This is a genomic window from Anaerococcus porci (genome assembly GCF_034090325.1).
Lineage (GTDB): Bacteria > Bacillota > Clostridia > Tissierellales > Peptoniphilaceae > Anaerococcus > Anaerococcus porci.
This window is the reverse complement of record NZ_JAXDSU010000040.1, coordinates 32,705-58,305: the sequence shown is the minus strand read 5'-3', so window position 1 is coordinate 58,305 and position 25,601 is coordinate 32,705. Positions and strand designations below refer to the sequence as shown.

Here is a 25,601-nt window from a genome sequence, read left to right as displayed (position 1 = left end):
AAGATTAGATGAATTTTAGAATAATAGCAAAGGACCTAGCAATCGACTTAGGTACTTCAAGTATTGAAGTTTATAAAAAAGGTGAGGGTGTGGTAATATGTGAACCATCACTATTAGTACTTGATCATCAAAATAAGGCTATAAAAGCTATAGGGGAGCCTGCTAAAGATATGATAGGTAAGACTCCGGATGATATTATTGTTCAAAAACCTATAGAAAAGGGAGTAATATCAGATTTTAACTTGACTGAAGCTATGCTAAATTACTTTTTTCAAAAAATAAATCCAGGTTTTTCAGTAATTCAACCAAGGGTAGTTGTTTGTGTCCCAAGTGGAATTACTGATATAGAGAAAAGGGCAGTTGAAGATGCATCTTTACATGCTGGAAGTAGGGATGTAATTATGGTTGATGAATCACTTGCTGCTCTATTTGGTATAGGACTTAGTCCAGAAGATCCAAGAGGAGTTTTAGCTTTAAATTTAGGGGCAGGTACAAGTGAAGTTTGCCTTGTTAGTTTAAATGGAATTGTTGCCAGTAAAACTATGAATTTAGGTGGTGATTACATAGATAAAGAGATTGTTTCATTTCTAAGAAACAAGAAAAAGATTGAGATTGGGATAAATACAGCAGAGAATATTAAAAAAGAAATTTTATCACTTAAAATAAGTGATAAAGAAAAGTCAATGAATGTAGAAGGTAGAGACTTAATAGACGCTAAGCCTAAGCGTATTAAATTAAGAAGTGAAGAGTTAGCTGAAATTATTCTTCCTTTTGCAGATAAGATAGTAGATATGATTTATCTTGTTTTAGAAAAAACACCGCCAGAACTTTCGGCTGATATAAAAAATGATGGTTTTATAATGACTGGTGGTTTATCTAATATAAAAGGACTTAAAGAATTTATAGAAAAGAAAATAGATCTTAAGGGACACGTTTCAGATAATCCAGAACTTGATGCTATAAAAGGAGCTGGAATTATACTTGAAGATCCTGATAGATTTTTTAAATATAAAAGTAGGTAGTTATGTCATATAGGAGAAAGAAGAAAAGTAATAAATCTTTTATAATTACAATAATTTTATTAATTATATTAATATTTACATCAAATATGTCGGAAGGACTAGTTAAAGCTGGTAATAATCTAACTAATACAATTTTTGAACCAATAAATAAAGTTTCATATGCAATATCTTCAGAGATAATAAATGCTGTAGAAGATACATTTGGCTCCAAAAATACAAGATCTGAGTTAGAAAAGATGAAGGCAGAAAATAATAAATTATTAAAAGAAAATGCTAATTTGTCAGAGATAATTAATAGAGAAGATTATTTAAAAGCAGAAAGAAATGCAATAGAAAATAGTGACTATAATTATATAAAAGCACAAATTATTAACTCTGATGTTAACTCTATGCATGAGTCATTCTTTATAGACAAGGGAAAAAATGATGGTATTAGGGTAAATGATGTTGTACTTCAAGCTATAGGAAACACTGATTATTCATCAGCAGTAATAGGTAAAATTGTTTCTGTAAATGATACTACAGCAGAAGTTGAAACTATCAAAAACTCATCTAATGACGTTTCTTTTGTTAATTCAAGAAGTGGTGATTATGGAGTTATAGATGATTACAAGAATAAAACTATAAGTGGTTATATGCTTGAAGTAGATAGTGATGTAAAAGATTCTGACATTCTTTTGACTTCAGGAATAGGTGGAGTTTATCCAAAAGGGTTATACCTTGGAAAAATTTCTAATGTAAATATGTCCAATGATTCTTTAAGAAAAAACATTACAGTAGATTCTCCAGTAGATTTTTCTCACCTATATAGGGTTTTAATACTACAAAATAAAGGGGGGACAAAATGAATAAATTTAAAACATTAATTGTTGTCTTTGTGAGTTTTATCTTACAAATCACAGTTTTTTCTAAAGTTGATATATTTGGTGCAAATATTAATTTAATCATAGCTATGACAATAGCTTTATCATTAACATTGAGACCAAAGACTGGAGCATATTCAGGTTTAATTGTAGGATTATTGGAAGATTTGATGTTCGCAGATGTAATAGGTATAAGGGCACTTTCTTATTTTCTCATAGGAACATTTGTAGGAAATGATAGATTTAGGTTTAAGAGTGATAAAAATACTGGACTTTTGTTAAGTTTTGTATTCACCTTTATTAACTTTTTATTTGTAGGTCTTATAACTTATTTATTTAAAGGAGATTTACAAGTAATTAAAAACTACCTTTTTATACCAGTTATAATTGAAGCGATATTAAATACAGTGATTTATTTGATTTATCATTTAGTAGTAAACAAAATTATGTATATTCCAACATATAGAATATGAGGTGTAGGTTTTGAAAAAACAAAAAGAAAATAGGCTAACCTTGGTTCAAGTAATATTTGGCTTCTTATTTATTGCAATAGCTATAAAATTATTTTCTTTAATGGTAAGACAAGGAGACTATTACAGAGATTTATCTGACAATAGAAAGGTACAAGAAGTTGATGAGATAGCTAGTAGAGGAGATATCCTTGATAGAAATGGTAATGTTTTGGCTACAACTGTACCTTCTTTTGTAGTTCAACTTTATAAAGATCAATTAACAAACTTAAAAGATGAAGATAGGATAAAGGCTATTAATTCTTTGGTTAATATTTTAGAAGAAGCAGGAGTTAATTATCAAAACGAATTTGATATTAGATTAAATTCTTTCCAATATGAGAAAAAAGATGATTATTTCAATGAAGATAAGTCTCCAGAAGATAAGATTGTAGATATAATTGTTGATAATAATTTAATGAGAGAAATTGTAACTTCAAATTCAAATGAAAATGGAATACAATATGATACTATGAAAACAGCTTTGCTTGCTTTGAAAAAAAGAGGGATAGATATACCCTTATTAGTAAATAATGATGAAGATGGTCTTAACTTAAAATATAAGGATAATGCTGAGAGTAAATTAAAGTCTATAGGACATAGTATTAATGATGATCCAGTTAGTGTAGTGGTTGAATCAATTGGAGATGATAAATCTGTAATTAAAAATATTTTAGAAAATAATCAAGCTAGAATATTAGCTTATAATATAATTAAAAAACAAGGCCTGAATTCAAATATTATTTTAAAAGACTATGCTATAAGTGCAGACGAAAAATTTATACAAAAAAAAGCAAGCCTTAATAATATTTATCCTAGTATTGATTTAAATTCTAAGGCAAGTGATGATTTTTATGAAATAGTTAAAAAGTCATCTGTTAAAGAGTTTCTAAAATCTGCAAGTATAAATGAAAAAGATGGGTCTTATATGATACCAGCCAATGAACTTATAGAAAAATTGGAAAATAAAGGGATTTATGCAAATTTTACAACAGAAGTAAAAACTGAAACAAAAGATGATAAAAATATTTATTCTGTAGACATCAAATTTAAAAATTCCCAAGCAGGTGATCCTGTAGAAGAGCTTGCTGTACTTGCTGATAAAAATAATCTTTTAAAACCTGTTATTTTAGATAAAAATTATAAGTATTTAGCTCAAAATGCCAATACTCTAAATAATGTCTATCCTTCAATTGATATATCAGAAGATGACATCAAGGATTGGGATTATACCTTTAATATTGATAAAAAGAACTTTTTTGAATATTATGCTACAAAAGATAAGCTTCATGACAAGGATACTGTAATAAAAACTCTTAGTAAGTCAGATAGTGCTAAGGAAATTCTTGATTATATTAAACTTATATCAGGAATAGAAAATGATAACGATTATGAATCTATAGGTGTGCTTACTATTGATAATCTAATAAATAGGCAAGGATCTTTTGGTTTTAGGCCTATAAATTTGGTTTATAATCTAGATGAAGCTACAGTATTAAGAATAGAAGAGAATATAGATAAGGCAAAGGGAATAAGTGTTGCAACAATTCCTATAAGGTCTTATCCTAATAGAAATTTAGCAAGTCATATCCTAGGTTACATGGGGCCTATTGCAACAGATAATGAAGTTAAAAAATATGTTAATGAAAAATCTTATCTAAGAGATGAAATTATAGGTAAGACTGGAGTTGAGGAATCATATCAAGATAGCTTAAGGGGAAAAAATGGTAAATCAGTAGTGACTGTAGATTCATCTGGTAATAGAATTGAAACTTTATCAAAAACTGATTCAGAACCAGGCAATGATGTATATCTTTCAATTGATGCTAATTTGCAAGCACAAGCAGAAAATTCTCTAAAGGATGTACTGGCTGCTCTTAGACAAGGTAAATCATATAGTTCAGAATATGGAAATTTCACTCCTTTAAGATCAGCTCCTAATGCAACAAGTGGAGCAGTTGTAGTAAGTAATGTTAAAACAGGAGAGGTTCTCGCTATGGCTTCCTACCCAAGTTATGATCCAAACTTATTTGCGACAGGAATATCTGCGACTGATTGGGAAAGCCTACAAGTTCCTGATGATGCTAGTGTACTTGAGGCAAGGCCAATGATGAATATAGCAAGTCAAACAGCAGTAATGCCAGGTTCAACCTTTAAACTTGTAACAAGTTTAGCAGCACTTGAAAAAGGACTTGATCCACAAAAAACAAATTTGTGTAATGGTTTTATGGACATTGGTAATAAAAGATTTTCATGCTTAATTTGGTCAGAAACAGGTGGTACTCATGGTGAAGAGACCTTATATGGCGCTATAAGAGATTCATGCAACTATTATTTCTATTGTTTAGCTTTGGGAGAAAATCCAGCAACTGGAAACTCCTTGGGCATAAAGTTAGAGTTAAATGATATAAGAAAAGCAGCCGAGATGTTAGGACTTAACAATATTACTGGTATTGAGATAAATATACCCCAAGAAAGTAAGGGTAATATTCCATCAACCGATAAAAAACTTGAAGTAACAAAAGCAATGATGAAAAAATATCTTGATGGAAATCTTAAAAAATATATTAAGGAAAACACTAAAAAAACTCAGGCAGATTTAGATACAGATATTGATACAATACTTAAGCTTGCTGAAAATCCAAATTCTTTAGATAGAAATGGACTTATAAAAATGATAGATGAGATGGGATATGAACCTATAGAAATAAAAGAAGGGGATAGTGCAGGTCTAGTAGATACCTTAAAATATACTTATTTAAATCAAGCACAATGGGATATTACTGATATGTTAAATATAGTTATAGGTCAAGGTCAAAACTCCTACACTCCACTTCAAATGAACAGAGTGATATCTACTTTATCAAATGGTGGATATTTAAATAAATATACACTAATAGATAAAGTAACTAAGCATAACTCTAAGGATGTCTTATTTGAAAATCAAACTGAAAACAAAAAGATTGATATAAAAGATTCAAAATATTTAGAAGATATTAAATATGGTACTCTATTAGTATCTCAAAATAATCCAATCCTTAAAACAATTCCACTGGATATAGGTACAAAAACAGGTACGGCTGAAGTAGAAGGAAAAAATGCAGATGGAACTTTGTATGATCCTTATGCATGGATGGTTGGATTTGCTCCATATGATGATCCGGAAATAGCTGTATCTATGGTTTTAACTCAAGGAGATACTTCCTATAATTGTGCTCCTATAATGAGAGATATAATATGCAAATATTTTGATATTAAAATAAATCCAGAAGACCAAAAAATAAATAATCTAAAAAATGAACAAGAGCAAGGAATAAATCCAGCTGATAGACTTGGCGAGATTAATCAAGTAGATGAACATGAACATGGAGATGAATAATGCAAATATATTTAATTGAAGGTAAGCTAGAATATAGGCTTCCTTTTATGAATAATTTATCAAAGGATTTGTCTAAAGATAAAAGATGTCTATTAATATCATTTAAGAGAAATACTAGTCTGAATTTAGAAGACATTTACGACATGGAAGGAATGATTACATATGATATATGTGATCATTTCCTAAACTATGTTAGTTTAGAAAATGTGATTAACAAAGCAGATGAAAATATAGATTTTATAATAGCTCCTCTATTAGAGGATAAGTATGAAATAAAAAAGGATGATATAAATAAATTAATTGAGGACTTATCTTGCTATGATTATTTGATTTTTGATAACTTAGCTAAGAATATGATTGAAAATAAAAAAACCATAACGATAGTCAGCGATGAGGATATAAATAAGAAAATAGATGCAGATTATTTTTTTATAGAAGCAGAGGATGGCTTTGATGAGAGAATAGTGAGAAATGAAATCCTTGAAAAATCTTCTAAATTTTTAGGTGTAAAAAGAAAAAATGAAGACTATATAGATATTATTAACAATCTTAAGGATGACAAAAAAGCTGATATTGAGAAGCTTAGCTTTATAGAAAAAATAAAAATGAAATTTAAAAAATGACAGATTATATATTTATAGATGACAAAAATAAGGCCTTTGGTAAGGTAGTAGAAGATAAGCTTTATGAATTGAATTTTTACAATCCTGAACTATATAATATATACAGGGCTAGAGTTGTTGGAAGAATAGATTCCATAAATGCTTATTTTTTATTATATGATAAAGATAAAAGGGGCTTTTTAAAAACAAAAAAAAGCTTTAAAATTGGAGATTCTATTATCGTACAATTAGTAAAAGAAGGATTTGATGATAAACTTCCAACTATGAGTGCAAATTTCAGGATAGAAAATGAAGAATATTATCTATATAGATTTAAAAATAAAGGCTATCCTAAGTTAAAAAAGAACAGATTTTATAATAAGAAGTCATACAATGATTTGATAAATCTTAGAGATAAGATTATAAGAGAAGAAAACTTTACACCTAGTCCAAAGTTAATATTATCTCAAAATGAATTAGACTTCTATATTGAAGAAAATAAAGAATTAGAATTAGCTAAGGTGGATATAGTAAATGATAAATTATTTAAAGAGTCTTTAAAAAGTGTAAGAAAAGATAAGCTATATAGAGGCAATCTATCAATTATAATAAATGAGTTAGAAACTCTTACAGTAATAGATGTAAATTCATCAAAGAAAAATTCTACTCTTAATGAAAGCGACTTTTTCTATCAGATAAATAAATCCATACTCGAGTTTATTTTTTATAATATAAAATTAAGAAATATAGGGGGTATGGTTATTATAGATTTTTTAAGATCTAGTAGAAATGATAATTTAATTAATTTAGTTAAAGAAACAATTGTTAAATTCTTTGAAAATTATGAAATATTTGGATTTACTAAGATGGGTTTATTTGAATTAAGTATTGAAAGGAAAGGAGAAAGACTTAAAGATAAATTAAAAAAAAGGGGCTACCTCAAATAGCTCCATTTTTATTTTGGAAATTTCTTACTATGTTTTCCTTATATTCCTTTTTTAAATTTTTTAATTTAATTTCAAGCTTTAAAGCTTCACTTTTACTATTTATCTCTTTAAAAAAAACCAACTTACAGGGTCTACGACTTCTTGTATATTTAGCTCCTAATCCGCTATTATGTTTATTTAACCTATCATCAATGTTTTTACACCATCCAGTATAAAGACTGTTATCAGAGCATCTTAACATATAGACATATCCATAAGTCATTGGTATAAGTCCTCTAAAACATTCTTAATAATATCATAAGAAAATGCCCTATTAGCTAAAAACCTAAATACTTTATCCTTATCATGACCTAGGTCAAACCTTTTTTGAGCTAAAAAATTAGCCTTTTCGTATTCATCCTTATAAGTAATTTTATCCAGATATTTATCAATTAGCTTATCATCTATATGCTTAGCCTTTAACCTAAACCTGATTTTAGCCTTAGACCAAGATGAAATTTTTGACTTATCATTAACAAAGCTTCTTACATAGTAATCATCATCTATAAAATTAAAGGATTTTAAGAATTTAATAACCTTACTAATGTTATCATCTGAAAATCCCTTTCTATACATTTTATTTCTTAAATCAAAGCTAGTATTGTTAGAATATGAAATTTGTTTTAAGGCATAAGATTTACATCTATTATAGTCATTTTCATTTAAAATTTTCTTATAAAGATTAAAATCAACTTCATCACCAATGTTTATATCTAAATTATTATAAAACTCATAAGATAAATAAAAAATTTCGTTTGATATTGTAAGTTTTATAATATTTTCTTTTTCTGAGTAATCTATATTTTCTAAAATCATAAAGACTCAACAGCATTCATAACTATAGGAATTATCATAGATAGGGCTATAACAATAGCGAAAATTTTTAAGATAAGTTTACTTTTTGACTTTTTTTTCATGAAATCACCTCAATTTCTAGTCAATCCTAAAAATATTTTACTATAAGAGTTCTTTTTTGTAAAACTATAAGTTTTTAAAAAAACTTGCATTAACCATTAAAACGTGGTATTATAATCAAGTCAGAAGAGACAACTTAGAGTAAATATGAAAAATAAAAAGAATATTTTTAAATTTATTTGACAAGTAGCTTGATTGGATGTATACTTATATAGTAAGTTATTTACTTGGTGGGTATGGTCCAGTTGGTTAAGACACCTGGTTGTGGCCCAGGAGATCGAGAGTTCGAATCTCTCTACTCACCCCATATGCGGGATTGGCGGAATTGGCAGACGCGCTAGACTTAGGATCTAGTGAGATTTTCTCGTGAAGGTTCAACTCCTTTATCCCGCACCAATATTTAAAAGAAGTGTTAGTGTTTTAACGCTTCTTTTTTTGTTGTGGTTAATGAGTGGGAAATGGATTGTTTATCCCACTTTTTTATTTGATTTTTTGTGATTCTTTAAAATATATTACTCTAAATATTAGATTTAGGAGTATGTGTGCCTTAAAATTAGTAAAACCTATTAATTTTTGCAAAGCTTTGCCATCTACATTATTATTATGTACAAAAATTATAAAGCTTTAATTAAAAGAATAAGATATCTTTTTCTTAATATCAGCTTTCTTAAAATCTGGATAATACATTTTTTATTAAAAGTATTTTCTCTAATATTTCTATTTTCAAAAACACTTCTCTAAAAAATATATTTTAAGTTTTTTTCGTCAAATATATAATTTAAGTATAAAGTCTATTAATTATATGGGTAGTGGACGTAATTACACCTTAGAATCAGCAAGTAAGATGATTGTAAGAACTACTTTAAATCAAATGACGGGCGAGATATCTATGGATAATGCTAAGGATATGGGGCAAGATTTGATGGAGATATCGGCTCATGCTGGAGCTAGACCAAGCCATGCGGTATGGCAAGGGCAAGTTGTGTCTATATCGGGTGAGAATAGTAAGTATTTAAGTTTAGATGACATTGGATATGGAGAAGTTACTGGATTTATGGGTGCAAATTGCAGGCATAATTGGTATCCATTCTTTGAGGGGATATCAGAAAAAGAGTGGACTAAAGAAATGCTTGACGATATAGATCCAGAGCCTTTTGAGTTTGATGGTAAGGAATATACTTATTATGAAGCAACCCAAAAGCAAAGACAGATTGAAAGAACTATAAGAAAATATAAGCATAGGGTTATGATGTATGAAAAGGTGGGAGATGAAGAAAGTAAGCTAATAGCCCAGGTAAGATTACAAAGGCAAAGACAGTTATATAAAGATTTTAATAAGGCTGGAAAACTTTGCCCTGCCAGTGTAAATACTAACGTTTATGGGTATAATAGAAGTAAGGCAAGTAAGGAAGTTTGGGCGAATAGAAAATTAAATCAAACTTTATATGGGGATTATTTAGGTACAAAGAATTATAAAGATGCTGATAGAATTGTTAATAGGATAAAAGACAATAATCAGATGTGGCTACTTGAAGGTTTTAAAAAAGCTGTTGATAATGAAGATATTTCTGTTTTAGTAGGAATTGACAGATACATTGAATTTGCCAAAGAAATTGATGATAAACTAGTAGGTATAACAACCAAAGATGGGATAAAAATAAATGAATACGGGACCCATTTTATAGATAGAGTTATCGGTCAACATGCCCATGATGATATACCTAAAAAAGGTATGAGAAGGGGCGTTGACATAAACGAAATAAAAAAATCATTACTGAATCCTAATAAAATAAAACGCAGTATTGTAAAAAATGAAGAGCGAAACCAATATATAAATAGTGCAGTAAAAGTTACTTTAGATATAGACAGAGGTAGGCTAATACAAACTAGTCAAAACAAAAAAAGAAGGTAATTATGTTTATAATAACAGATTATGAGAGAGAGTTTATTACTAAATATCTTAAAAATGGAAAAGAAAAAATTAAAGAGGCAGAAACGTTAAACGATTTAGAAGATTTATTATCGGATATAGATTTGGAATTAGTCTGTGGCGAAAATGGTATGGATGAAAATTTTGATTTGACTGATTTTGGAAGAAAAGCTCAAAATATTCATGATGACATTTTCTTTAGAAATCATGATTATGATGAAAAAACATACTCTTATATAAGCAACTATTAATAACATATGAATTTTAAAATAAAGCACACTAGCACTTGTTAGATGTGCTTTTTTTAAGGGGAGTAATTATGGAAAGTGAAAATTGTAATGGTAATGGTATAGGTTTTTTCGGTTTATTAACCTTGTTGTTTATATTTTTAAAACTCACTAATCATATTAATTGGTCGTGGATTTGGGTGTTGTCGCCCTTATGGATAAGTTTATTAATTGGGATAACATTTATAGTAATAGCTTTAATAATAAATAAAAAAATAATCTAAAATAATCGTGCGATAATCGTGAGTTATTACGTTTAGAGGTAGTCATAGCCTAGTAATAATCATGAGTTAATCGTGCGATTTTTTTTGGAGCTTTAGTTTAATCAGGAAAAACACCAGACTCCAAATCTGGAAGATAAAGGTTCAAATCCTTTAAGCTTCGCCATGGTCAAAGCAGACCTAAAATGCAAAAAAACAAATATCTAAGTCAGAGCAACGACTTAAAAAGCTTAAAAGGAGATGTTTTATGAAGACGGAAGAATTAAAAGAGATAGGTTTAAATGATGAACAGATAGCGGCAGTTTTTAAGTTAAGAGGAAAAGAAGTTGAAGATTATAACCAACTTAAAAATAACTTTGAAACTTTAAAAACTGAAAATGAAAATTTTAAAAATCAAATTGCAAGTGCAAATGAGCAGATAGAAGCGTTTAAGGATATGGATATTGAATCAATTAAGGCAAGTGCGAAGAATATAAAAACAAGTATGAACAGGCACAAATCAAAGCTAAAGAGGATATGGACAATATAACTTTAAATAATGCTATAGATTTAGGCTTGGTTAATGCTGGTAGTAGAAACTTAAAGGCAGCTAAGGCTTTACTTGATATTGATAGTCTAAAGGATTCTAAAAACTTAAATGATGATTTAAAGGCACAAATTGATGGGCTAAAAGAAAGTGATTCATACCTATTTAAAACTGAGGAAGAACCAAAGCAAAGAAGCATGGGTAAGTCTGGATCTATAGGAGAAAAGGAATTAAAAGATATGACTTATGAGGAAATGCTTGAAGCTAACAAGAAAGGTATTTTATAGGAGGATTTAGATGCCTAAATTATTTGATAAGACATATTTTAATGCAGAAGTATTTGAAAAATACGTTGATACAATCGAAAGAGAAAGAACTAATTCAATAAATAGAAAAAACATTACAGCACTGGTCAAATATTTTAATAAAATGGGCTGTTGCAAAATTATGAATTCTAAAGTTGAATCATTACAAGTTACTTTTAGACAATTTGAGTATAGCCTGTCGGCTTATAGAGTCCAAATTGTCGTGGAGGAGTTTGTAATAATTTTAGAACGATTAATTTATTCTGCAATAGTCCATCGTACTATAGACAAAATATATTAAAATTTTAAGGATTTATCTGATTTATCCATAGGCTGAGTCAAGTGAAAGCTTGACTATTTTTTATAAAGATTTTATTTTTCTGATTTGGGTAGATATACATATAGTAAACTATCTAATAAAATTTTAAAACTTATAACTTATAACTTTATGAAAATTTCAAAATAGGATATAATTTTACTAATAGGAGGAAAAGTTTTGCGCAATATTAAAAGAGTAGTTTTAAAATTAAGTGGAGAAGCGCTTGCCAAAGACAAAGGATTTGGATTTGATGATGCTACAATAGACAATATTTGTAACAATATCAAAAAAACCAAAGAAATGGGTCTTGAAATAGCCATAGTTGTAGGCGGAGGAAACTTCTGGAGAGGTAGAAGTGGTAGAAATGTTGAAAGAGCTACTAGTGATACTATAGGTATGTTAGGAACAGTTATGAATGGTCTTAGAGTTCAAGATGCACTTGAGAAAATGAATCTTGAAACAAGACTAATGACAGCTATAAATATGCAAGAAGTAGCGGAACCATATATAAGAAGAAGAGCAGCAAGGCATCTTGAAAAAGGGAGAGTCGTTATTTTTGCAGCTGGTACTGGACTTCCATATTTTTCAACAGACACTACAGCTTCTTTAAGAGCTCTAGAAATTGGTGCAGATGTAATACTTTTAGGAAAGAAAGGTACTGATGGTATTTATGATAAAGACCCTAATAAGTATGACGATGCAAAAAAATATGATAGGTTAACCTACAGTGAAATTTTACAAAAGAGATTACAAATTATGGACTCCACTGCGACAAGTTTATGCATGGACAATAATATGCCGATTTTAGTTTTTGGTATAGATGATCCAAGTAATTTAGTTAAGATAGTTGAAGGAAAAGAAATAGGAACAATTGTAAAGGAGAGTTTTTGATGTACGAGAAGATTATTAAGGATACAGAATCTCAAATGAAAAGGGCGGTAGAATCATTCGAAATTAGAATTTCCAAAATTAGAGCAGGTAGAGCCAATGACTCAATATTAGATGGGATTACATTTTCATATTATGGAACCCAAACACCAATCAATCAAGCCGCAACAATTTCTACACCAGAACCAAGATTGTTAGTTATTAAGCCTTGGGATAGGTCAAATATTAAAGAGATTGAAAAAGCTATTAATAAATCAGATATAGGAATCAATCCTCAAAATGATGGTGAAGTAATTAGGCTTCCTTTTCCATCTCTTACTGAAGAAAGAAGAAAAGAATTGACAAAGCAAGTATCAGAGTATTCTGAAGATAGCAAAATCCAAATTAGAAATATAAGAAGGGATAATATGGATGTTGTAAAAAAAGCAGAAAAAACTGGGGATCTTACAGAAGATGATAGATATTCTATAGAAGAAGAAATTCAAAACATTACTGAAAAATATATTGATAATATAGATATAATAGTAGATAAGAAAAATAAAGAATTATTAGAAGTATAATTGAATAATATTAACTTAAAAAAGCTCAAGGAATTTTTTAATAAAGATATTGGAAATATTAAAATTAACTCCAATATCTTAGCTTTATTTTTAAAGCAACTCGCCTTATTGCTTGATTCATCAATATCGCTTTATGATAGTTTAGAAATAATAATTAGTCAAGGACTTGATAAGAAGCTTAATAAGTCTTTGACTAATATAAAGACAAAACTTAATGAAGGTTACCAGGCTTATGATGCCTTTAAATTTGAAGAAAAAGCCATGGGACCTTTAATTATAGCTTTTATAAAAAGTGGTGATGAAAGTGGAAACCTTTCTTATATATTAGATGAATTATCAAAATATTTAACCGAAGACAGCAAAAATAAAAGTCAGATTAAACAGGCTTTTATATATCCAGTAATACTTTTGTTAGTGACATTTATAGTTATTATTATAATGACTACAAAAGTTTTGCCCACATTTATATCGGTATTCGAAAATAGTCATAATGAGCTTCCACTGGCTACAAGATTTCTTTTGTCAATATCTGAGTTTATGACAAAGAATGGACTAAATATATTATTAATATTAATAGTATTATGTTTATTTTTAATATATTTAATGAGTAAGAAAGAATATAGAATAAAAATAGATAGTATTTTATTTAAATCTTTTCTATTTAAAAAATTTAGGATGCTTAATGTAGAATACCAAATCACTTCTCTGCTTTATATATTAAAAAGAGGTGATATTTCTATAATTGATTGTATGGATATAATAAAAGATTCTTTTAAAAATAAATATATTAAAGCTAAGTTTGAAAATATCAAAAGCAGCCTAAGGCATGGTTTGTCCTTATCAGATGCAATTAGTAAAGAAAATATATTTTCAAATCTTATGATTTCTATGGTGAAAATTGGAGAAGATAGTGGTAATATGTCAAGATCTTTGGAAAAGGCATCATCTTATTATGCCAATGAATATATTTTTAGGCTAAAAAGAATTTCTGCCCTCGCTGAACCCGTTCTTATACTTATAATGGCAACGATTGTAGCATTTGTTGTATTTTCTGTAGCAATACCGATGTTTGACTCGGTAAATAATATAGATTTCTAAGGAGGATAGTTATGAAAAAGATAAGAAAGAGAAATGGTTTTACCTTAATTGAGCTTGTAATAGTGATAGCAATCATAGCAATACTTGCAGCCATTGCTATACCTAGATATCAAAAGTCTAAAGATCAGGCAGCTATAACTGCTCATAATTCAAATGTATCTATGCTTAAGACAGCTGGGTTGGTTAAGCTAAATGAAATGAATGGCGTTGGCGAAGAAGTTACTTGGACAAAGGAACAACATGAAAAAGCTTATGTAGATAAGTGGCCTGAACTTCCAAGATTTGAGAATGATAATTTTGATAATAAGGTAACATATACTGTAACTATAGATCCTAAAAATGAAACGGTTACTGTAGATCCAGATGAAGTCAAATGATATACTGGATATTTGTATTTTTTCTGGGAACCATATTTGGTTCCTTTTCTCATTTATTAGTAGATAGGAATATTAGACAAATAAGTATAATATATCCAAGAAGTCATTGTCCAAACTGTAAGCATAAGATTTCTAACATTGATCTTATACCATTAATTTCTTTTATAATGCTTAGGGGAAAGTGTAGAAATTGCAACTATAAGATAAGCTTAACTTATCCCTTATTTGAATTGTTAGGTGCTGTTCTTTCAGTACTGGTCTTTAGATATGGAATTACTATTCAGAGCATTATTATTTTTTTTAGTTTGATTCTTTGCTTAGTAATATCAGCAATCGATATCAAAAGCTTATATATAGATATGGTATATATTTACATATTAATGTTTTTAGGACTCATTTATAGGTTTTTTTACCTATCTTTTAATATAGGATTTCTAAAAATTGTATTGATATTCTCCTTTATTTTCTTATTTATATATATTATTTCAAAAAGAAATATTGGAGATGGTGACTATTTTTTCTATCTAAGTTTATTTTTATTTATAAAGAATGAAAATATTGTAGAATTTTTATTTTATTCTATTTGGATAGGAGCTTTTTTTGCTATAATAATGGCTATTAAAAGAAAGTCTACTAAAATAATGATTGCTTTTTGTCCATATATATTTTTGTCTTATCTTTACATTATAAATATATGAGGTGGGTTATGAAAAAAAGAGGATTTAGCCTTGTAGAGTTGATTGTAGTTCTAGCAATAATCTCTGTATTATCAAGTATTTTTATTATTAGAAGCGGTATCTATAGAAATATAAAAGAAAAAAATGAAGCTAAAACCCTATTGGCAGATCTTAATTATTGTAGGGAAAAGGCGCTTTCTAGTGGTCACATCTATAGCTTTAAAGCTGTTGATGATACATATACTATAAAAAATATTACTGATATTAATAATAATGATGATAAATATGTAAAGTTTAGGTATTTAAGGGCAAATAAGACATACAAACTAAAATTTAGGTCGAATGGTGTTGTAGTTAATGCTCAGACTATTTATTTTAGTTCAGATAAGAGAAGATATGGATATATAATTTCTCCAATAGCAGGAAGGATAAGAATGAATGAATAAAAAACTTAAGGCTTTTACTTTGGTTGAAGTAATAATTGGTCTATTTTTAATTTCAGTAATTGCAATGTATCTTCTACCTTCCCTATATTCTGTATATAATGATTCAGATAAAATAAAAAGTGATTCAAGGTTAATTTTTGCTATGCAAGAAGTACTAGAATTATATAAGGAAAATGATGAAGGCACATATATAGAAAATTGTAATGGCTTTGACATAAATGTTGAGATAAGTGAATATAATTATAAGTTAAAACATATAAAAGTTTATAAAAATAAATATGTTCTTGACTTGGTGGTAGAAAAATGAAAAAACGTGGATTTACTTTATTAGAACTAATATTGGTTTTATTTATAAGTTCTATATTGATTTTATTGATAAACAATTTAATCTTTGTAAATTTCAAATTAAGCAATAGAAGTTTTCATCAAGAAATGGACTACAAGAATTCTACTAATTGCATGCTTTATATAGAAAATCTTATAAGAAGTTCTAAAGAAATAGAAGAAAATAATTCTAAATCAAATTTTATTCTTTACGTTCAAAATGAAGAATCACTATCCACTTATAGGTTTGAACAAAATGGCAATAATCTTTATGCATATATAAGAAATACTGATTCTAGAAAAAATAGGGAGGTAGCTGTTCCTATAGGTATTTGCAAAAATTCCAATATTGTTTATGATAAAAAAAGGCAAGGATTTGATATAAGTATTGATTTTATAGAAGAAGAATCGACTTCTTTTTATAAAACTTTTATAGGAAAAACTTATGAAAAATAAGGCATTTATAAGTATATATGTATTAATAATTCTTAGCATTATATCCATAAGTCTAAGTTTCATTTACAGGCAAAGTTTGAATAACCAAGATTTAAATGAAGATATTTACAATAAGAAAAAAATAATTTATAAACTTGAATCTTTAAATAATATAGCTCTAAGTAATGATGAGAGGCTTACTGAGTTTTTAGAACAAATTAACGAGAAGAAAGCTAGTAGACAAAAATTTTCTTATAAGATTGATTATATGGGAGAAGAAGAGAAATTATTAATATCGAAAATATCTGATAATAATTTTTTAATGGAAAAAGATATTTCATATAAAAAGGTAAGAGCGGAAAGTAAAGTTTTCTTGGAATTATATGATAAGTACCAACTATACAATGAAGATAAGATAATTCTTAATGACAAATTTGATGAATTTTTTAAAAATTTAAAATTCAAAGAATATGAATTTAAAGAATATGAAAAACTTGTTTTAGACAGGGACTTAGATTCAAAGATAAAAGTTACAAATGAGCTTATAATTAAAAATGATAGAAAAAATTCAATAGTAGAAGCTAAATCAAGCGAAAATAATGATAATAAGAGTCTAGATGATTTTAATGATAAATCAAAGACAGCTTGTAAAATAAGTGGTATACTTATAATTGATGGAAATTTAATATTAGAAAAGGATTTAGAAATTAATGGATTACTTATTATAAGTGGTGATATAAAATCGATAAATGATTGCAATTTAAGCTTAAACGGACAAATTATTGCAAAAAATGATTTTGATATAGACTATAATTATGATAAAAGCAGGTCATATGATTTCATAAAAGATATTTACAATCCTAAGATTCTAAAAGTTAAATCAAAAGAAGTATATTAAAGTATTTATGGAGGATGAAATGAAAATATTAGTAATTAACTGTGGTTCTTCATCACTTAAGTATCAATTATTTGATATGGATAATGAAGAAGTTCTTGTAAAGGGTCTTGTAGAAAGAATAGGAATTGATGGATCAAGACTTAAGCAAGAAAAAGGTGAAGATGAATTTATAATTGAAGAAGACATGAAAGACCATACCCAAGCTGTAAAACATGTATTTGATGCTTTAACAGATGAGGATAATGGTGTTATATCAAATCTTTCTGAAATTGATGCAGTAGGACACAGATTCGTACACGGTGGTGAAAAAATTACAAGCTCTGTGCTAATAGATGATGAGGTTAAAAAAGCAGTTAAAGAATATTCTAAATTCGCACCATTACACAATCCAGCAAATATGATGGGACTTGAAGCTTGTGAAAAACTTCTTCCAAATGTTAAAAATGTTGCAGTATTTGATACAGCATTCCACCAATCAATGCCAGAAGAAAATTTCCTTTATGGAATTGATTATAAATACTATGAAGAACAATCAATTAGAAAATATGGTTTCCATGGAACAAGCCATGACTTTATAACTCAAAAAACAGCTGAACTTCTAGGAAAAGATCAAAGTGAACTTAATATGATTTCATGTCATTTAGGAAATGGTTCAAGTATATGTGCAGTTAAAGATGGTAGGTCATATGATACAAGTATGGGACTTACACCTCTTGAAGGTCTTGTAATGGGAACAAGAAGTGGTGATTTAGATCCAGCTGTAGTAACATTTTTAATGGATGAATATGGATATGATACTAAGAAAATAGATAATGTATTAAACAAAGAATCTGGGGTATTGGGAGTTTCTGGAGTATCTTCAGACTTTAGAGATTTAGAAGATGCAGCTAATAATGGAAACAAGAGAGCTGAGATAGCACTTAAAATGTTTGCAAATAGAGCCAAAAGATATATAGCAGGATACATGGCAGAAGTTGGAAAAGTTGAAGCTATAGTATTTACTGGAGGAATTGGCGAAAATTCAATCACTATGAGAGAAGATATAATGAATGGATTTGAACAATTTGGTATAAAGATTGACTCTGAAAAGAATAATGTTCGTGGAGGAGCTCACCTAATATCTACAGATGATTCTAGAGTAAAAGTATTTGTTGTTGCAACTAATGAAGAATTAATGATAGCTAGAGATACTAAAAGACTAGTTTAACTTGACAATTTTAAAATTAGCTTATATAATATTTAAGATTGCTAAAACTCATAGCTAGGAGGTGTTAGAATGGCAGTACCTAAGAGAAGAACATCAAAAACAAGAAAAAATAAAAGAAGAGCTTCAGCTTACAGATTAAACAAAGCATCTTTTGTAGAGTGTCCAAATTGTAATGAACCAATGTTACCACATAGAGTTTGTCCAAGCTGTGGTTATCATAAAGGCAAAGAAGTTCTTGAGTTAGATTAAGATAGTGGTAACACTATCTTTTTTTTAATTTTAAAAAAAGAGGAAATTATGAAAATTATAGTAGATACTTATGGAGCTGATGATGGCATCGAAATACCTATAGAGGGTACTATAGAAGCCTTGAAAGAAAAAGATTTTATACCAGTCTTTGTTGGAGATAAAGAGGAAATTGAAAATATAATTTCACAAAGAATAGATATCTATGAAATTATAGATGCAAAAGATAGAATAGATAACAATGAAGATCCAGTAAGAGCTATAAGAAAAAAGAAAGACTCAAGCCTAGTAAAGGGATTTGAAAAATTAAATGAAGATAATTATAGTGGTCTTGTTTCGGCAGGATCAACTGGAGGACTTTTAGCAAGTGGCTTATTTATTTCTGGAAGAATAGAAGGAGTAAAAAGAGCCTGTATAGCAACAAGTTTACCAACTTTTGAAAATAAAACACTTTTATTAGATACTGGAGCAAATATGGACTGTAAGGCAGAGTTTTTAAGAGACTTTGCAATTATGGGAAGTGTATTTGCAAAAAATGTACTTCATATAGACAATCCAACAGTTTCTTTATTAAATGTGGGAGTGGAAGAGCATAAGGGAAATAAAGTAAGCAAGGAAACTTATGCACTATTAAAAGATACAGACCTTAATTTTAAAGGCAATATCGAAGCAAGAGACCTTTTTACTGGAAAAACTAATATAGTAATAGCTGATGGATTTGATGGTAATATTGCTATAAAAACTGCAGAAGGTATAATTAGCCTGCTTAGTAAGGAAATTAAAAATTCAATATATAAATCATTGAAAACTAAAATTGGTGGAGCACTTTTAAAGGATAGTTTAAAAGAAAATTTATCAAAGTATAATACGGATGATATAGGTGGAGCACCACTTTTGGGTATAAATCAATATGTCTATAAGGCACATGGAAATTCTAATAAAAAGGCTTTTAAGTCAGCAATTCTTGGACTTATAGACTATATAAATACAAATACAATTGAAAAAATAAGAGGAGAATTAAAATGATTAGAGACGAATTAATAGAATTAGTATTAGAAAATTTAGATATTGACAGGGATGATATTGATTTTGACAAAAATATATCTGATTATGACATAGATTCAATAGATATGCTTGATTTTATAATGGCAGTAGAAGATAAGTATGATATTGAATTTTCTGATGATGAACTAGATGAGATAGAAAAATTCTCAGATGTAGTATCTTTAATTGAAAGCAAAAATTAATGAATTTATCAAAAGAAAGACTTGAAAAAATAAAAAAATTTGAAGAAAGTATAGGTTACACATTTAAGGATAAAAATCTTATAGATGTGGCCTTTACACATTCTTCATATATAAATGAAACAAAAGAAGAAAATAAGCATTCTAATGAGAGACTAGAATTTCTTGGGGACTCAGTTCTTGATTTAATTGTAAGCGAAGAGCTTTATAAAAATCATAAAAATTACCCTGAAGGTAAGCTTACAAAAATCAGATCGAGAATTGTTTGTACTTCGTCATTTTCGAAAGCAAGTGAAAAATTCAACTTATCTGATTACTTATTATTTGGAAAAGGTGAAATTAATCATCAAGGAAAAAATAAGAAGTCTGTTAAGGCAGATACTTTTGAAGCATTTTGTGCAGCACTTTATCTAGATGCAGGTTATGATTATCTTAAAAATTTTTTACTTAAAAATTATTTAGGAACTGTTAAGAAACTTTTAAATGATGACCTTCTTTTTATAGACTATAAAACTAAACTACAAGAATATTTTAATAAGACTTCAAAAATTATATTGAAATATAAGCTTGTAAAGGAAGAAGGACCAGAGCATGACAAGACTTTTTATATGGAAGTTTATGCGAAAAATAAAAAGCTAAGTCAAGGCTTTGGAAAAAATAAAAAAGAAGCTGAGCAAATGGCTGCAAAGAAAGCATACAAGAAGTTAACAAATGTCTAAAAAAGAATATATTATTCCAATCTTTATACCTTTTTTAGGATGTCCACATGATTGTGCATTCTGTAATCAAGTTAAGATTACAAATTATAAGGATTCAATAAATACAGAAAATACAATTAAACAAATTGAAAGCTACCTATCTTATTTTCCCAAAAATGATAATTTAAAGGAGATAGCATTTTTTGGCGGGTCTTTTACAGGGCTAGACACAACTCTTATGATTTCTTATCTTAAAATAGCACTAGACTACAAAAAGAAGGGAATTATTGATAGAATCAGATTATCGACCCGACCTGATTATATAAATAATTCTATTCTTGATATATTAAAAAAATATCAAGTAGATATAATTGAACTAGGTATCCAGTCATTGGATGATGAAATTCTAGAAGCAAATGAGAGAGGGCATACAAGTCTGGATTCTCTTAATGCATCAAAACTTATAAAAGAATATGGTTTTATCCTAGGTCATCAAATTATGCCAGGGCTTTTTAAGGATTCTTATGAAAAATCTATAGAAACAGCTATAAAGTCTGTGAAAATGGAACCTGATATGGTTAGAATCTATCCTACCCTTGTAATAAAAGATACTAAACTCGAGATCTTATATAATGAAGGTTCATTTGAAGCTTTAAGCCTTGGTGATGCTATAAGAGTTTCATCTGAAATATATATGATTTATTTCTATAAAAATATTAATATAATTAGGGTAGGTCTTCAGCCTACTGATAATATAAACAAAGGTAAGGACGTGGTTGCAGGTCCTTTTCATGCTGCTTTTAGGCAATTGGTAGAATCTTTCATTAATAGGATTTATTTAGAAAAATTAATAAGAGACTATAATTTAAAAGAGTTCATAAAAATCAATATAAATCCTCGAGAAATTTCCATAATAGCAGGAAATAAAGCTTCAAATAAGAAATACTTTTATGATAAATATGGAATAAAGCTTAATTTCAAAGAAAGTGATAAGTCATATATATCTTATAAAAATGTAAATATAACATATGATATAGGTAAATTTATAAAAAATTATGTGGAGAAAACTTACGGTGGTGAATTAGTATAAAACTTGAAAGCGTTGAATTAAAAGGATTTAAGTCTTTTGCTAAAAGGACTAAAATAAAATTTGATAATCAAATTACTGCAATAGTTGGTCCGAATGGATCAGGAAAATCCAATATAGCAGATGCTGTAAAATGGGTGCTTGGAGAACAATCTGCGAAATCACTCAGGGGAAGGAACATGAATGATGTAATCTTTCAAGGAAGTGATGATAAGAATCCAATGAATATGGCGGAAGTGAATCTGTCTTTTGAAAATAAAGATAGGAAACTAGATAGCAACTATGATCTTATAAAAGTATCAAGAAGAATATATAGAAATGGAGATAATGAATATAGATTAAATGGAAAAAGAGTAAGGCTTAAGGATATAAAGGAACTATTTTTAGATACAGGTATTGGAAAAGAAGGATATTCTGTAATAGGTCAGGGGAGGATAGATGAAATTTTAAATTCATCTAGCCAAGAAAGACGAAATATATTTGAAGAGGCAAGTGGAATTGCAACCCACAAGTATAGAAGAGAAGAATCACTTAAAAAACTAAGTAAGGTAGATGAAGATCTTGAAGTTATCCAAAGGGAATGGGAATATAAGAAAAAAGATAATGAAAGATTAGAAGATGAAGCTAAAAATTTTGATAAGCATAAAGAAATAGTTGATAAGTTAGATTCTCTATCTCTAATATATTTAAAGTCTAAATCAAAAGGATTAAATGACAAGAAGAAAAGTTTATATAAAAAGCTAGACGAGATAAATCTTAAAAAAGAAGAAAAAACTGCCTATTTTAATAAGGTAAAAAAAGCTCTTGAACCTATAGCTAAAGAGTTGAATGAATTAGAAGAATTAAATGATTCTATGGAAAATGAATCTCAAAATCTCGAAAAAAAGATTGTAGATTTTAATAATCAAATTAAACTAGATTTTCAAAAGTTAGATTATAATCAAAAAGATTTAGATAGAAATACAAAAGATAAGGAAAATTATAAAAATAAATTAGAAGATACTCAAAATACACTTGAAATTGAAAACAAAAAATTAGAAAAAACTAAACAAGATATTAAAAATATGCTTAGTCTTAAAAGCAAAAAAGATAAAGAGAAGTCGAATATAATAATAGATCTTGATGGAAATAAGAAAAACTTAAAGAATATTTCCAAAGAAATATCTATTCTTGAAAAAAATGTATATGATTATGATTTAAATCAGAAAACTAAGTCTATTTTAAAAAAACAAAGAGAAGAAGAAAACCAAAGAATAAAAGAAAGACTTAAGAATTTAGAAAAAGATATTGAAAAAATATCTTCTTATAGTGAAATTCTAAGAAACAAATATCAAGATTTAAATGATAAGAAAGAAGAAAGCGAAAATAAACTCAGTGATATTTCAAAAAAAATTAATGAAAATTCCAATGAGATAGAAAGATTCAAAAATCTTATTAATCAAAATAATATCTCTAGTAAAGAAGAAATTTCAAACTATAAGATTCAAAAATCTCTTTTAGAAAAACATGAAGGGTATTTTTATTCTGTTTCTGATTTTTTAAACAAAAGTAAGGGAACCAAAATAGAAGACTTATATATTGATACTTTAGCAAACCTAATAACGGTTAAAGAAGGATATGAGAATATAATAGAAAATCTTATAGGACAAGGTCTACAAAATATTGTAACAAGGACTAAGATAGAAACTAGGGAAATAATTAATTTTGTAAATAAAAATAAACTAGGAAGGCTTACATTTTTACCTATTGACTCTATTAAACAAAGTAGAAAACCAAAAATTAATGAAGACGAAGTAATAGCTATGGCATATGAGCTAGTAAGATATGATCCAAAACTTGAACATATTGTTAACCATTTTTTATATAATACAGTAGTTGTCAAAAATATAGATGATGCAATTAGTTTATCTAATAAGATAAAAGGGTATAGAATAATTTCGTTAAATCTTGATCTCATAAATACTTGGGGTTCAATGGTTGCAGGCGTCAATAAATCCAGAAGAAGTAATACTGCTATACTTAATAGAAATAAGAAAATAAGTGATATAAGAAATAGGATTTTAAAATTAAGAGAAGATAAAAAAGACTTATCAAAAAAAATTACTATAGAAGAGAATAAGTTTAATGATAAAATTAAAGAAAAAAACAAGATTAGTCAGTATCTAGATGAGTTAAAAATGTCTATGGATAAGCTTAATAGAGAAATTGATAAGTCAAACTATGAATTAGAAAGTAATAGAAAAAGAATTAATGAATTAAATGAATCACTTAAATTAGAAGATTTAAAAGAAGATGACTCAAACATTGATGTTTATAAGAAAAATTTAGAAAATCTAAAAAAAAATAGAGAATCTTTAGAAAAGGTAATTGAAAATCTTACAACCACTTTGAATGATTTATCTAATAATATATTTAAATTAGAAAATAATATTGAAATAAATAAAAGGGATTTAAATATATATGTTAATAATATAAGAGATAAAGAAAGTGAAATTCAAAATTTACAAGATTCTATATCTTATTCTAATAAATTTGAACAGTCTATAAAAAAAGATATAAAAAAATTAGAAGATACAGTTGAAAAAATAAGACTTAAGATTGACTATTCAAACAAAAGAAAAATTGAATTAAAAGATAAAGTTAAAGCTATACAAAATAACATCGAGGATAAGAAACTCAAAAATTCTAAACTTATTATCGAAGCAAAAGAAATTGAGAAACTATTAAATGATCTTTCCATGCAGAGTGTGAAGATAAATTATAGTCTAGAGTCTATATCTAAGGACTATAAAAATTTGGAAGATGAAATTAGACCTTTTATATCTGAATCAATTGAGCTCTTAAAAGATAAGAAAATCTTTGATAATAAAATTTCTGTTAAAAAAGAAGATTTATTTAAATTACAAAAAGACCTATCAAAAGTAGGATTTTTCGATGAAAACTCTAAAGAATCTTATAAAATATCAAAAGATGAATTTGATTTTCTAGATAAACAAAAAACTGATTTGGAAGAGTCAAAAAAAGATATAGAAGAAATGATAAAAAAACTTGAAGTAGAGATGAAAAAAGAATTCATTAAAAATTTCAATATAATAGATGATAAATTTCAAAGAATATTTAAAGAATTGTTTATGGGAGGAAAGGCGAAACTTAGCCTTGACTCAGATGATTTCTTAAATGCAGGAATAGAAATAAGTGCATGCCCACCAAATAAAACTACAAAGTCACTTTCACTTTTATCAGGAGGGGAAAAGTCTTTGACAGCAGTAGCTTTATTGTTTGCAATATTTGAAACAAATCCAGCGCCATTTTCACTATTAGATGAAATTGATGCAGCAATGGATGAATCTAATATAAAAAGATATATAAATTATCTAAAGTCTTTATCAGATAAAACACAGTTCATAATGATAACCCATAGACAAACCACTATGCAATTAGCTGATAAAATCCATGGTGTAACTATAGAAGATAACGGAATTTCAAAGATATATTCTATTGATTTTGATAATTGAAGCTAAATTCTATTAAAGTAAAGTATTTAAAGGAGGC

At 27.7% G+C, this 25,601-nt stretch carries 30 protein-coding genes and 3 tRNA genes; 31 read left to right on the top strand and 2 right to left on the bottom strand.

All coding sequences use genetic code 11. From position 1 onward, the window contains the following. The first annotated feature begins 8 nt into the window (after positions 1 to 8). The 6 genes from mreB to SOR60_RS04260 are packed head-to-tail and all read left to right on the top strand — an operon-like array spanning position 9 to position 7,322. Complete coding sequence (mreB, locus tag SOR60_RS04285) at positions 9 to 1,022, top strand: rod shape-determining protein (protein ID WP_320595288.1); 1,014 nt, start codon at positions 9 to 11, stop codon at positions 1,020 to 1,022. A 2-nt stretch (positions 1,023 to 1,024) separates the two neighbouring features. Further along, positions 1,025 to 1,870, top strand: coding sequence for a rod shape-determining protein MreC (gene mreC / locus SOR60_RS04280; RefSeq protein WP_320595287.1), 846 nt, complete (start codon positions 1,025 to 1,027; stop codon positions 1,868 to 1,870). After that, positions 1,867 to 2,358, top strand: coding sequence for a rod shape-determining protein MreD (gene mreD / locus SOR60_RS04275; RefSeq protein WP_320595286.1), 492 nt, complete (start codon positions 1,867 to 1,869; stop codon positions 2,356 to 2,358). The genes mreC and mreD overlap by 4 nt, the downstream gene beginning before the upstream one ends. A gap of 10 nt (positions 2,359 to 2,368) precedes the next feature. Continuing rightward, a complete protein-coding gene (locus SOR60_RS04270; RefSeq protein ID WP_320595285.1) occupies positions 2,369 to 5,773 on the top strand; it encodes a penicillin-binding transpeptidase domain-containing protein in 3,405 nt (1,134 codons plus the stop codon). Next, positions 5,773 to 6,396: a hypothetical protein gene (locus SOR60_RS04265; protein ID WP_320595284.1), complete on the top strand. Its 624-nt coding sequence runs from the start codon at positions 5,773 to 5,775 to the stop codon at positions 6,394 to 6,396. Before SOR60_RS04270 ends, SOR60_RS04265 begins: the two co-directional genes overlap by 1 nt. Then, on the top strand, positions 6,393 to 7,322 hold the full coding sequence (locus SOR60_RS04260; protein ID WP_320595283.1) for a ribonuclease E/G: 930 nt from the start codon (positions 6,393 to 6,395) through the stop codon (positions 7,320 to 7,322). Before SOR60_RS04265 ends, SOR60_RS04260 begins: the two co-directional genes overlap by 4 nt. Here SOR60_RS04260 and SOR60_RS04255 read toward each other — a convergent pair. Both SOR60_RS04255 and SOR60_RS04250 read right to left on the bottom strand, forming a co-directional pair. Beyond that, positions 7,315 to 7,584: a GIY-YIG nuclease family protein gene (locus tag SOR60_RS04255; protein WP_154539062.1), complete on the bottom strand. Its 270-nt coding sequence runs from the start codon at positions 7,582 to 7,584 to the stop codon at positions 7,315 to 7,317. The two genes, SOR60_RS04260 and SOR60_RS04255, sit on opposite strands and share 8 nt — an antisense overlap. Beyond that, positions 7,581 to 8,177, bottom strand: a complete 597-nt coding sequence (locus SOR60_RS04250; protein WP_154539060.1) for a regulatory protein RecX — start codon at positions 8,175 to 8,177, stop codon at positions 7,581 to 7,583. The genes SOR60_RS04255 and SOR60_RS04250 overlap by 4 nt, the downstream gene beginning before the upstream one ends. Before the next feature lie 329 nt (positions 8,178 to 8,506). On the opposite strand from SOR60_RS04250, the gene SOR60_RS04245 reads away from it, so the two are divergent. From SOR60_RS04245 to smc, 25 genes are all read left to right on the top strand, one after another. Then, positions 8,507 to 8,583 (top strand) — tRNA-His (locus SOR60_RS04245). A 3-nt stretch (positions 8,584 to 8,586) separates the two neighbouring features. Further along, a tRNA-Leu gene (locus tag SOR60_RS04240) sits at positions 8,587 to 8,672 on the top strand. Between the two features lie 352 nt (positions 8,673 to 9,024). Next, positions 9,025 to 10,188: a phage minor capsid protein gene (locus tag SOR60_RS04235; protein ID WP_320595311.1), complete on the top strand. Its 1,164-nt coding sequence runs from the start codon at positions 9,025 to 9,027 to the stop codon at positions 10,186 to 10,188. A gap of 2 nt (positions 10,189 to 10,190) precedes the next feature. Then, positions 10,191 to 10,457 carry a hypothetical protein gene (locus SOR60_RS04230; protein WP_154539056.1) on the top strand — a complete coding sequence of 89 codons (267 nt, stop codon included), beginning with the start codon at positions 10,191 to 10,193 and terminating at the stop codon, positions 10,455 to 10,457. Between the two features lie 68 nt (positions 10,458 to 10,525). Next, a complete protein-coding gene (locus tag SOR60_RS04225; RefSeq protein ID WP_154539054.1) occupies positions 10,526 to 10,717 on the top strand; it encodes a hypothetical protein in 192 nt (63 codons plus the stop codon). A gap of 86 nt (positions 10,718 to 10,803) precedes the next feature. After that, a tRNA-Trp gene (locus SOR60_RS04220) sits at positions 10,804 to 10,880 on the top strand. A gap of 81 nt (positions 10,881 to 10,961) precedes the next feature. Continuing rightward, positions 10,962 to 11,243 (top strand): phage scaffolding protein, encoded by a 282-nt coding sequence (locus SOR60_RS04215; protein ID WP_320595282.1) that lies wholly within the window; start codon positions 10,962 to 10,964, stop codon positions 11,241 to 11,243. Further along, positions 11,231 to 11,527, top strand: coding sequence for a phage scaffolding protein (locus SOR60_RS04210; protein WP_320595281.1), 297 nt, complete (start codon positions 11,231 to 11,233; stop codon positions 11,525 to 11,527). The genes SOR60_RS04215 and SOR60_RS04210 overlap by 13 nt, the downstream gene beginning before the upstream one ends. Before the next feature lie 10 nt (positions 11,528 to 11,537). Continuing rightward, positions 11,538 to 11,846, top strand: a complete 309-nt coding sequence (locus SOR60_RS04205) for a hypothetical protein (protein ID WP_195837838.1) — start codon at positions 11,538 to 11,540, stop codon at positions 11,844 to 11,846. Positions 11,847 to 12,041: 195 nt separating this feature from the next. Then, positions 12,042 to 12,755: a UMP kinase gene (gene pyrH / locus SOR60_RS04200; RefSeq protein WP_154539050.1), complete on the top strand. Its 714-nt coding sequence runs from the start codon at positions 12,042 to 12,044 to the stop codon at positions 12,753 to 12,755. Next, complete coding sequence (gene frr / locus SOR60_RS04195) at positions 12,755 to 13,312, top strand: ribosome recycling factor (protein ID WP_176269499.1); 558 nt, start codon at positions 12,755 to 12,757, stop codon at positions 13,310 to 13,312. The genes pyrH and frr overlap by 1 nt, the downstream gene beginning before the upstream one ends. Further along, the gene (locus tag SOR60_RS04190; protein ID WP_320595280.1) at positions 13,313 to 14,410 is read left to right on the top strand and encodes a type II secretion system F family protein; all 1,098 of its coding nucleotides are present in this window, start codon (positions 13,313 to 13,315) and stop codon (positions 14,408 to 14,410) included. Positions 14,411 to 14,421: 11 nt separating this feature from the next. Then, complete coding sequence (locus SOR60_RS04185) at positions 14,422 to 14,787, top strand: prepilin-type N-terminal cleavage/methylation domain-containing protein (protein WP_154539044.1); 366 nt, start codon at positions 14,422 to 14,424, stop codon at positions 14,785 to 14,787. Next, positions 14,784 to 15,485: a prepilin peptidase gene (locus SOR60_RS04180; RefSeq protein ID WP_154539042.1), complete on the top strand. Its 702-nt coding sequence runs from the start codon at positions 14,784 to 14,786 to the stop codon at positions 15,483 to 15,485. The genes SOR60_RS04185 and SOR60_RS04180 overlap by 4 nt, the downstream gene beginning before the upstream one ends. 8 nt (positions 15,486 to 15,493) lie before the next feature. Then, positions 15,494 to 15,910: a pilus assembly FimT family protein gene (locus SOR60_RS04175; protein WP_320595279.1), complete on the top strand. Its 417-nt coding sequence runs from the start codon at positions 15,494 to 15,496 to the stop codon at positions 15,908 to 15,910. Continuing rightward, complete coding sequence (gene comGE, locus SOR60_RS04170; protein WP_154539038.1) at positions 15,903 to 16,217, top strand: competence type IV pilus minor pilin ComGE; 315 nt, start codon at positions 15,903 to 15,905, stop codon at positions 16,215 to 16,217. Before SOR60_RS04175 ends, comGE begins: the two co-directional genes overlap by 8 nt. After that, positions 16,214 to 16,690: a prepilin-type N-terminal cleavage/methylation domain-containing protein gene (locus SOR60_RS04165; RefSeq protein WP_154539036.1), complete on the top strand. Its 477-nt coding sequence runs from the start codon at positions 16,214 to 16,216 to the stop codon at positions 16,688 to 16,690. Before comGE ends, SOR60_RS04165 begins: the two co-directional genes overlap by 4 nt. Then, entirely contained in the window at positions 16,680 to 17,567 is an 888-nt protein-coding gene (locus tag SOR60_RS04160; RefSeq protein ID WP_320595278.1) for a hypothetical protein, read from the top strand. The genes SOR60_RS04165 and SOR60_RS04160 overlap by 11 nt, the downstream gene beginning before the upstream one ends. 19 nt (positions 17,568 to 17,586) lie before the next feature. Continuing rightward, the gene (locus SOR60_RS04155) at positions 17,587 to 18,774 is read left to right on the top strand and encodes an acetate kinase (RefSeq protein WP_320595277.1); all 1,188 of its coding nucleotides are present in this window, start codon (positions 17,587 to 17,589) and stop codon (positions 18,772 to 18,774) included. A 69-nt stretch (positions 18,775 to 18,843) separates the two neighbouring features. Then, positions 18,844 to 19,023: a 50S ribosomal protein L32 gene (gene rpmF, locus SOR60_RS04150; protein WP_154539030.1), complete on the top strand. Its 180-nt coding sequence runs from the start codon at positions 18,844 to 18,846 to the stop codon at positions 19,021 to 19,023. 48 nt (positions 19,024 to 19,071) lie between these two features. Then, on the top strand, positions 19,072 to 20,046 hold the full coding sequence (plsX, locus tag SOR60_RS04145) for a phosphate acyltransferase PlsX (protein ID WP_320595276.1): 975 nt from the start codon (positions 19,072 to 19,074) through the stop codon (positions 20,044 to 20,046). Continuing rightward, positions 20,043 to 20,267, top strand: coding sequence for a phosphopantetheine-binding protein (locus SOR60_RS04140; protein ID WP_154539026.1), 225 nt, complete (start codon positions 20,043 to 20,045; stop codon positions 20,265 to 20,267). The genes plsX and SOR60_RS04140 overlap by 4 nt, the downstream gene beginning before the upstream one ends. After that, entirely contained in the window at positions 20,267 to 20,983 is a 717-nt protein-coding gene (gene rnc, locus SOR60_RS04135) for a ribonuclease III (protein WP_320595275.1), read from the top strand. The genes SOR60_RS04140 and rnc overlap by 1 nt, the downstream gene beginning before the upstream one ends. Further along, positions 20,976 to 22,052 (top strand): elongator complex protein 3, encoded by a 1,077-nt coding sequence (locus tag SOR60_RS04130; protein ID WP_154539022.1) that lies wholly within the window; start codon positions 20,976 to 20,978, stop codon positions 22,050 to 22,052. Before rnc ends, SOR60_RS04130 begins: the two co-directional genes overlap by 8 nt. Continuing rightward, positions 22,043 to 25,564, top strand: coding sequence for a chromosome segregation protein SMC (gene smc / locus SOR60_RS04125; RefSeq protein WP_320595310.1), 3,522 nt, complete (start codon positions 22,043 to 22,045; stop codon positions 25,562 to 25,564). The genes SOR60_RS04130 and smc overlap by 10 nt, the downstream gene beginning before the upstream one ends. The last annotated feature ends 37 nt before the right edge of the window (positions 25,565 to 25,601 follow it).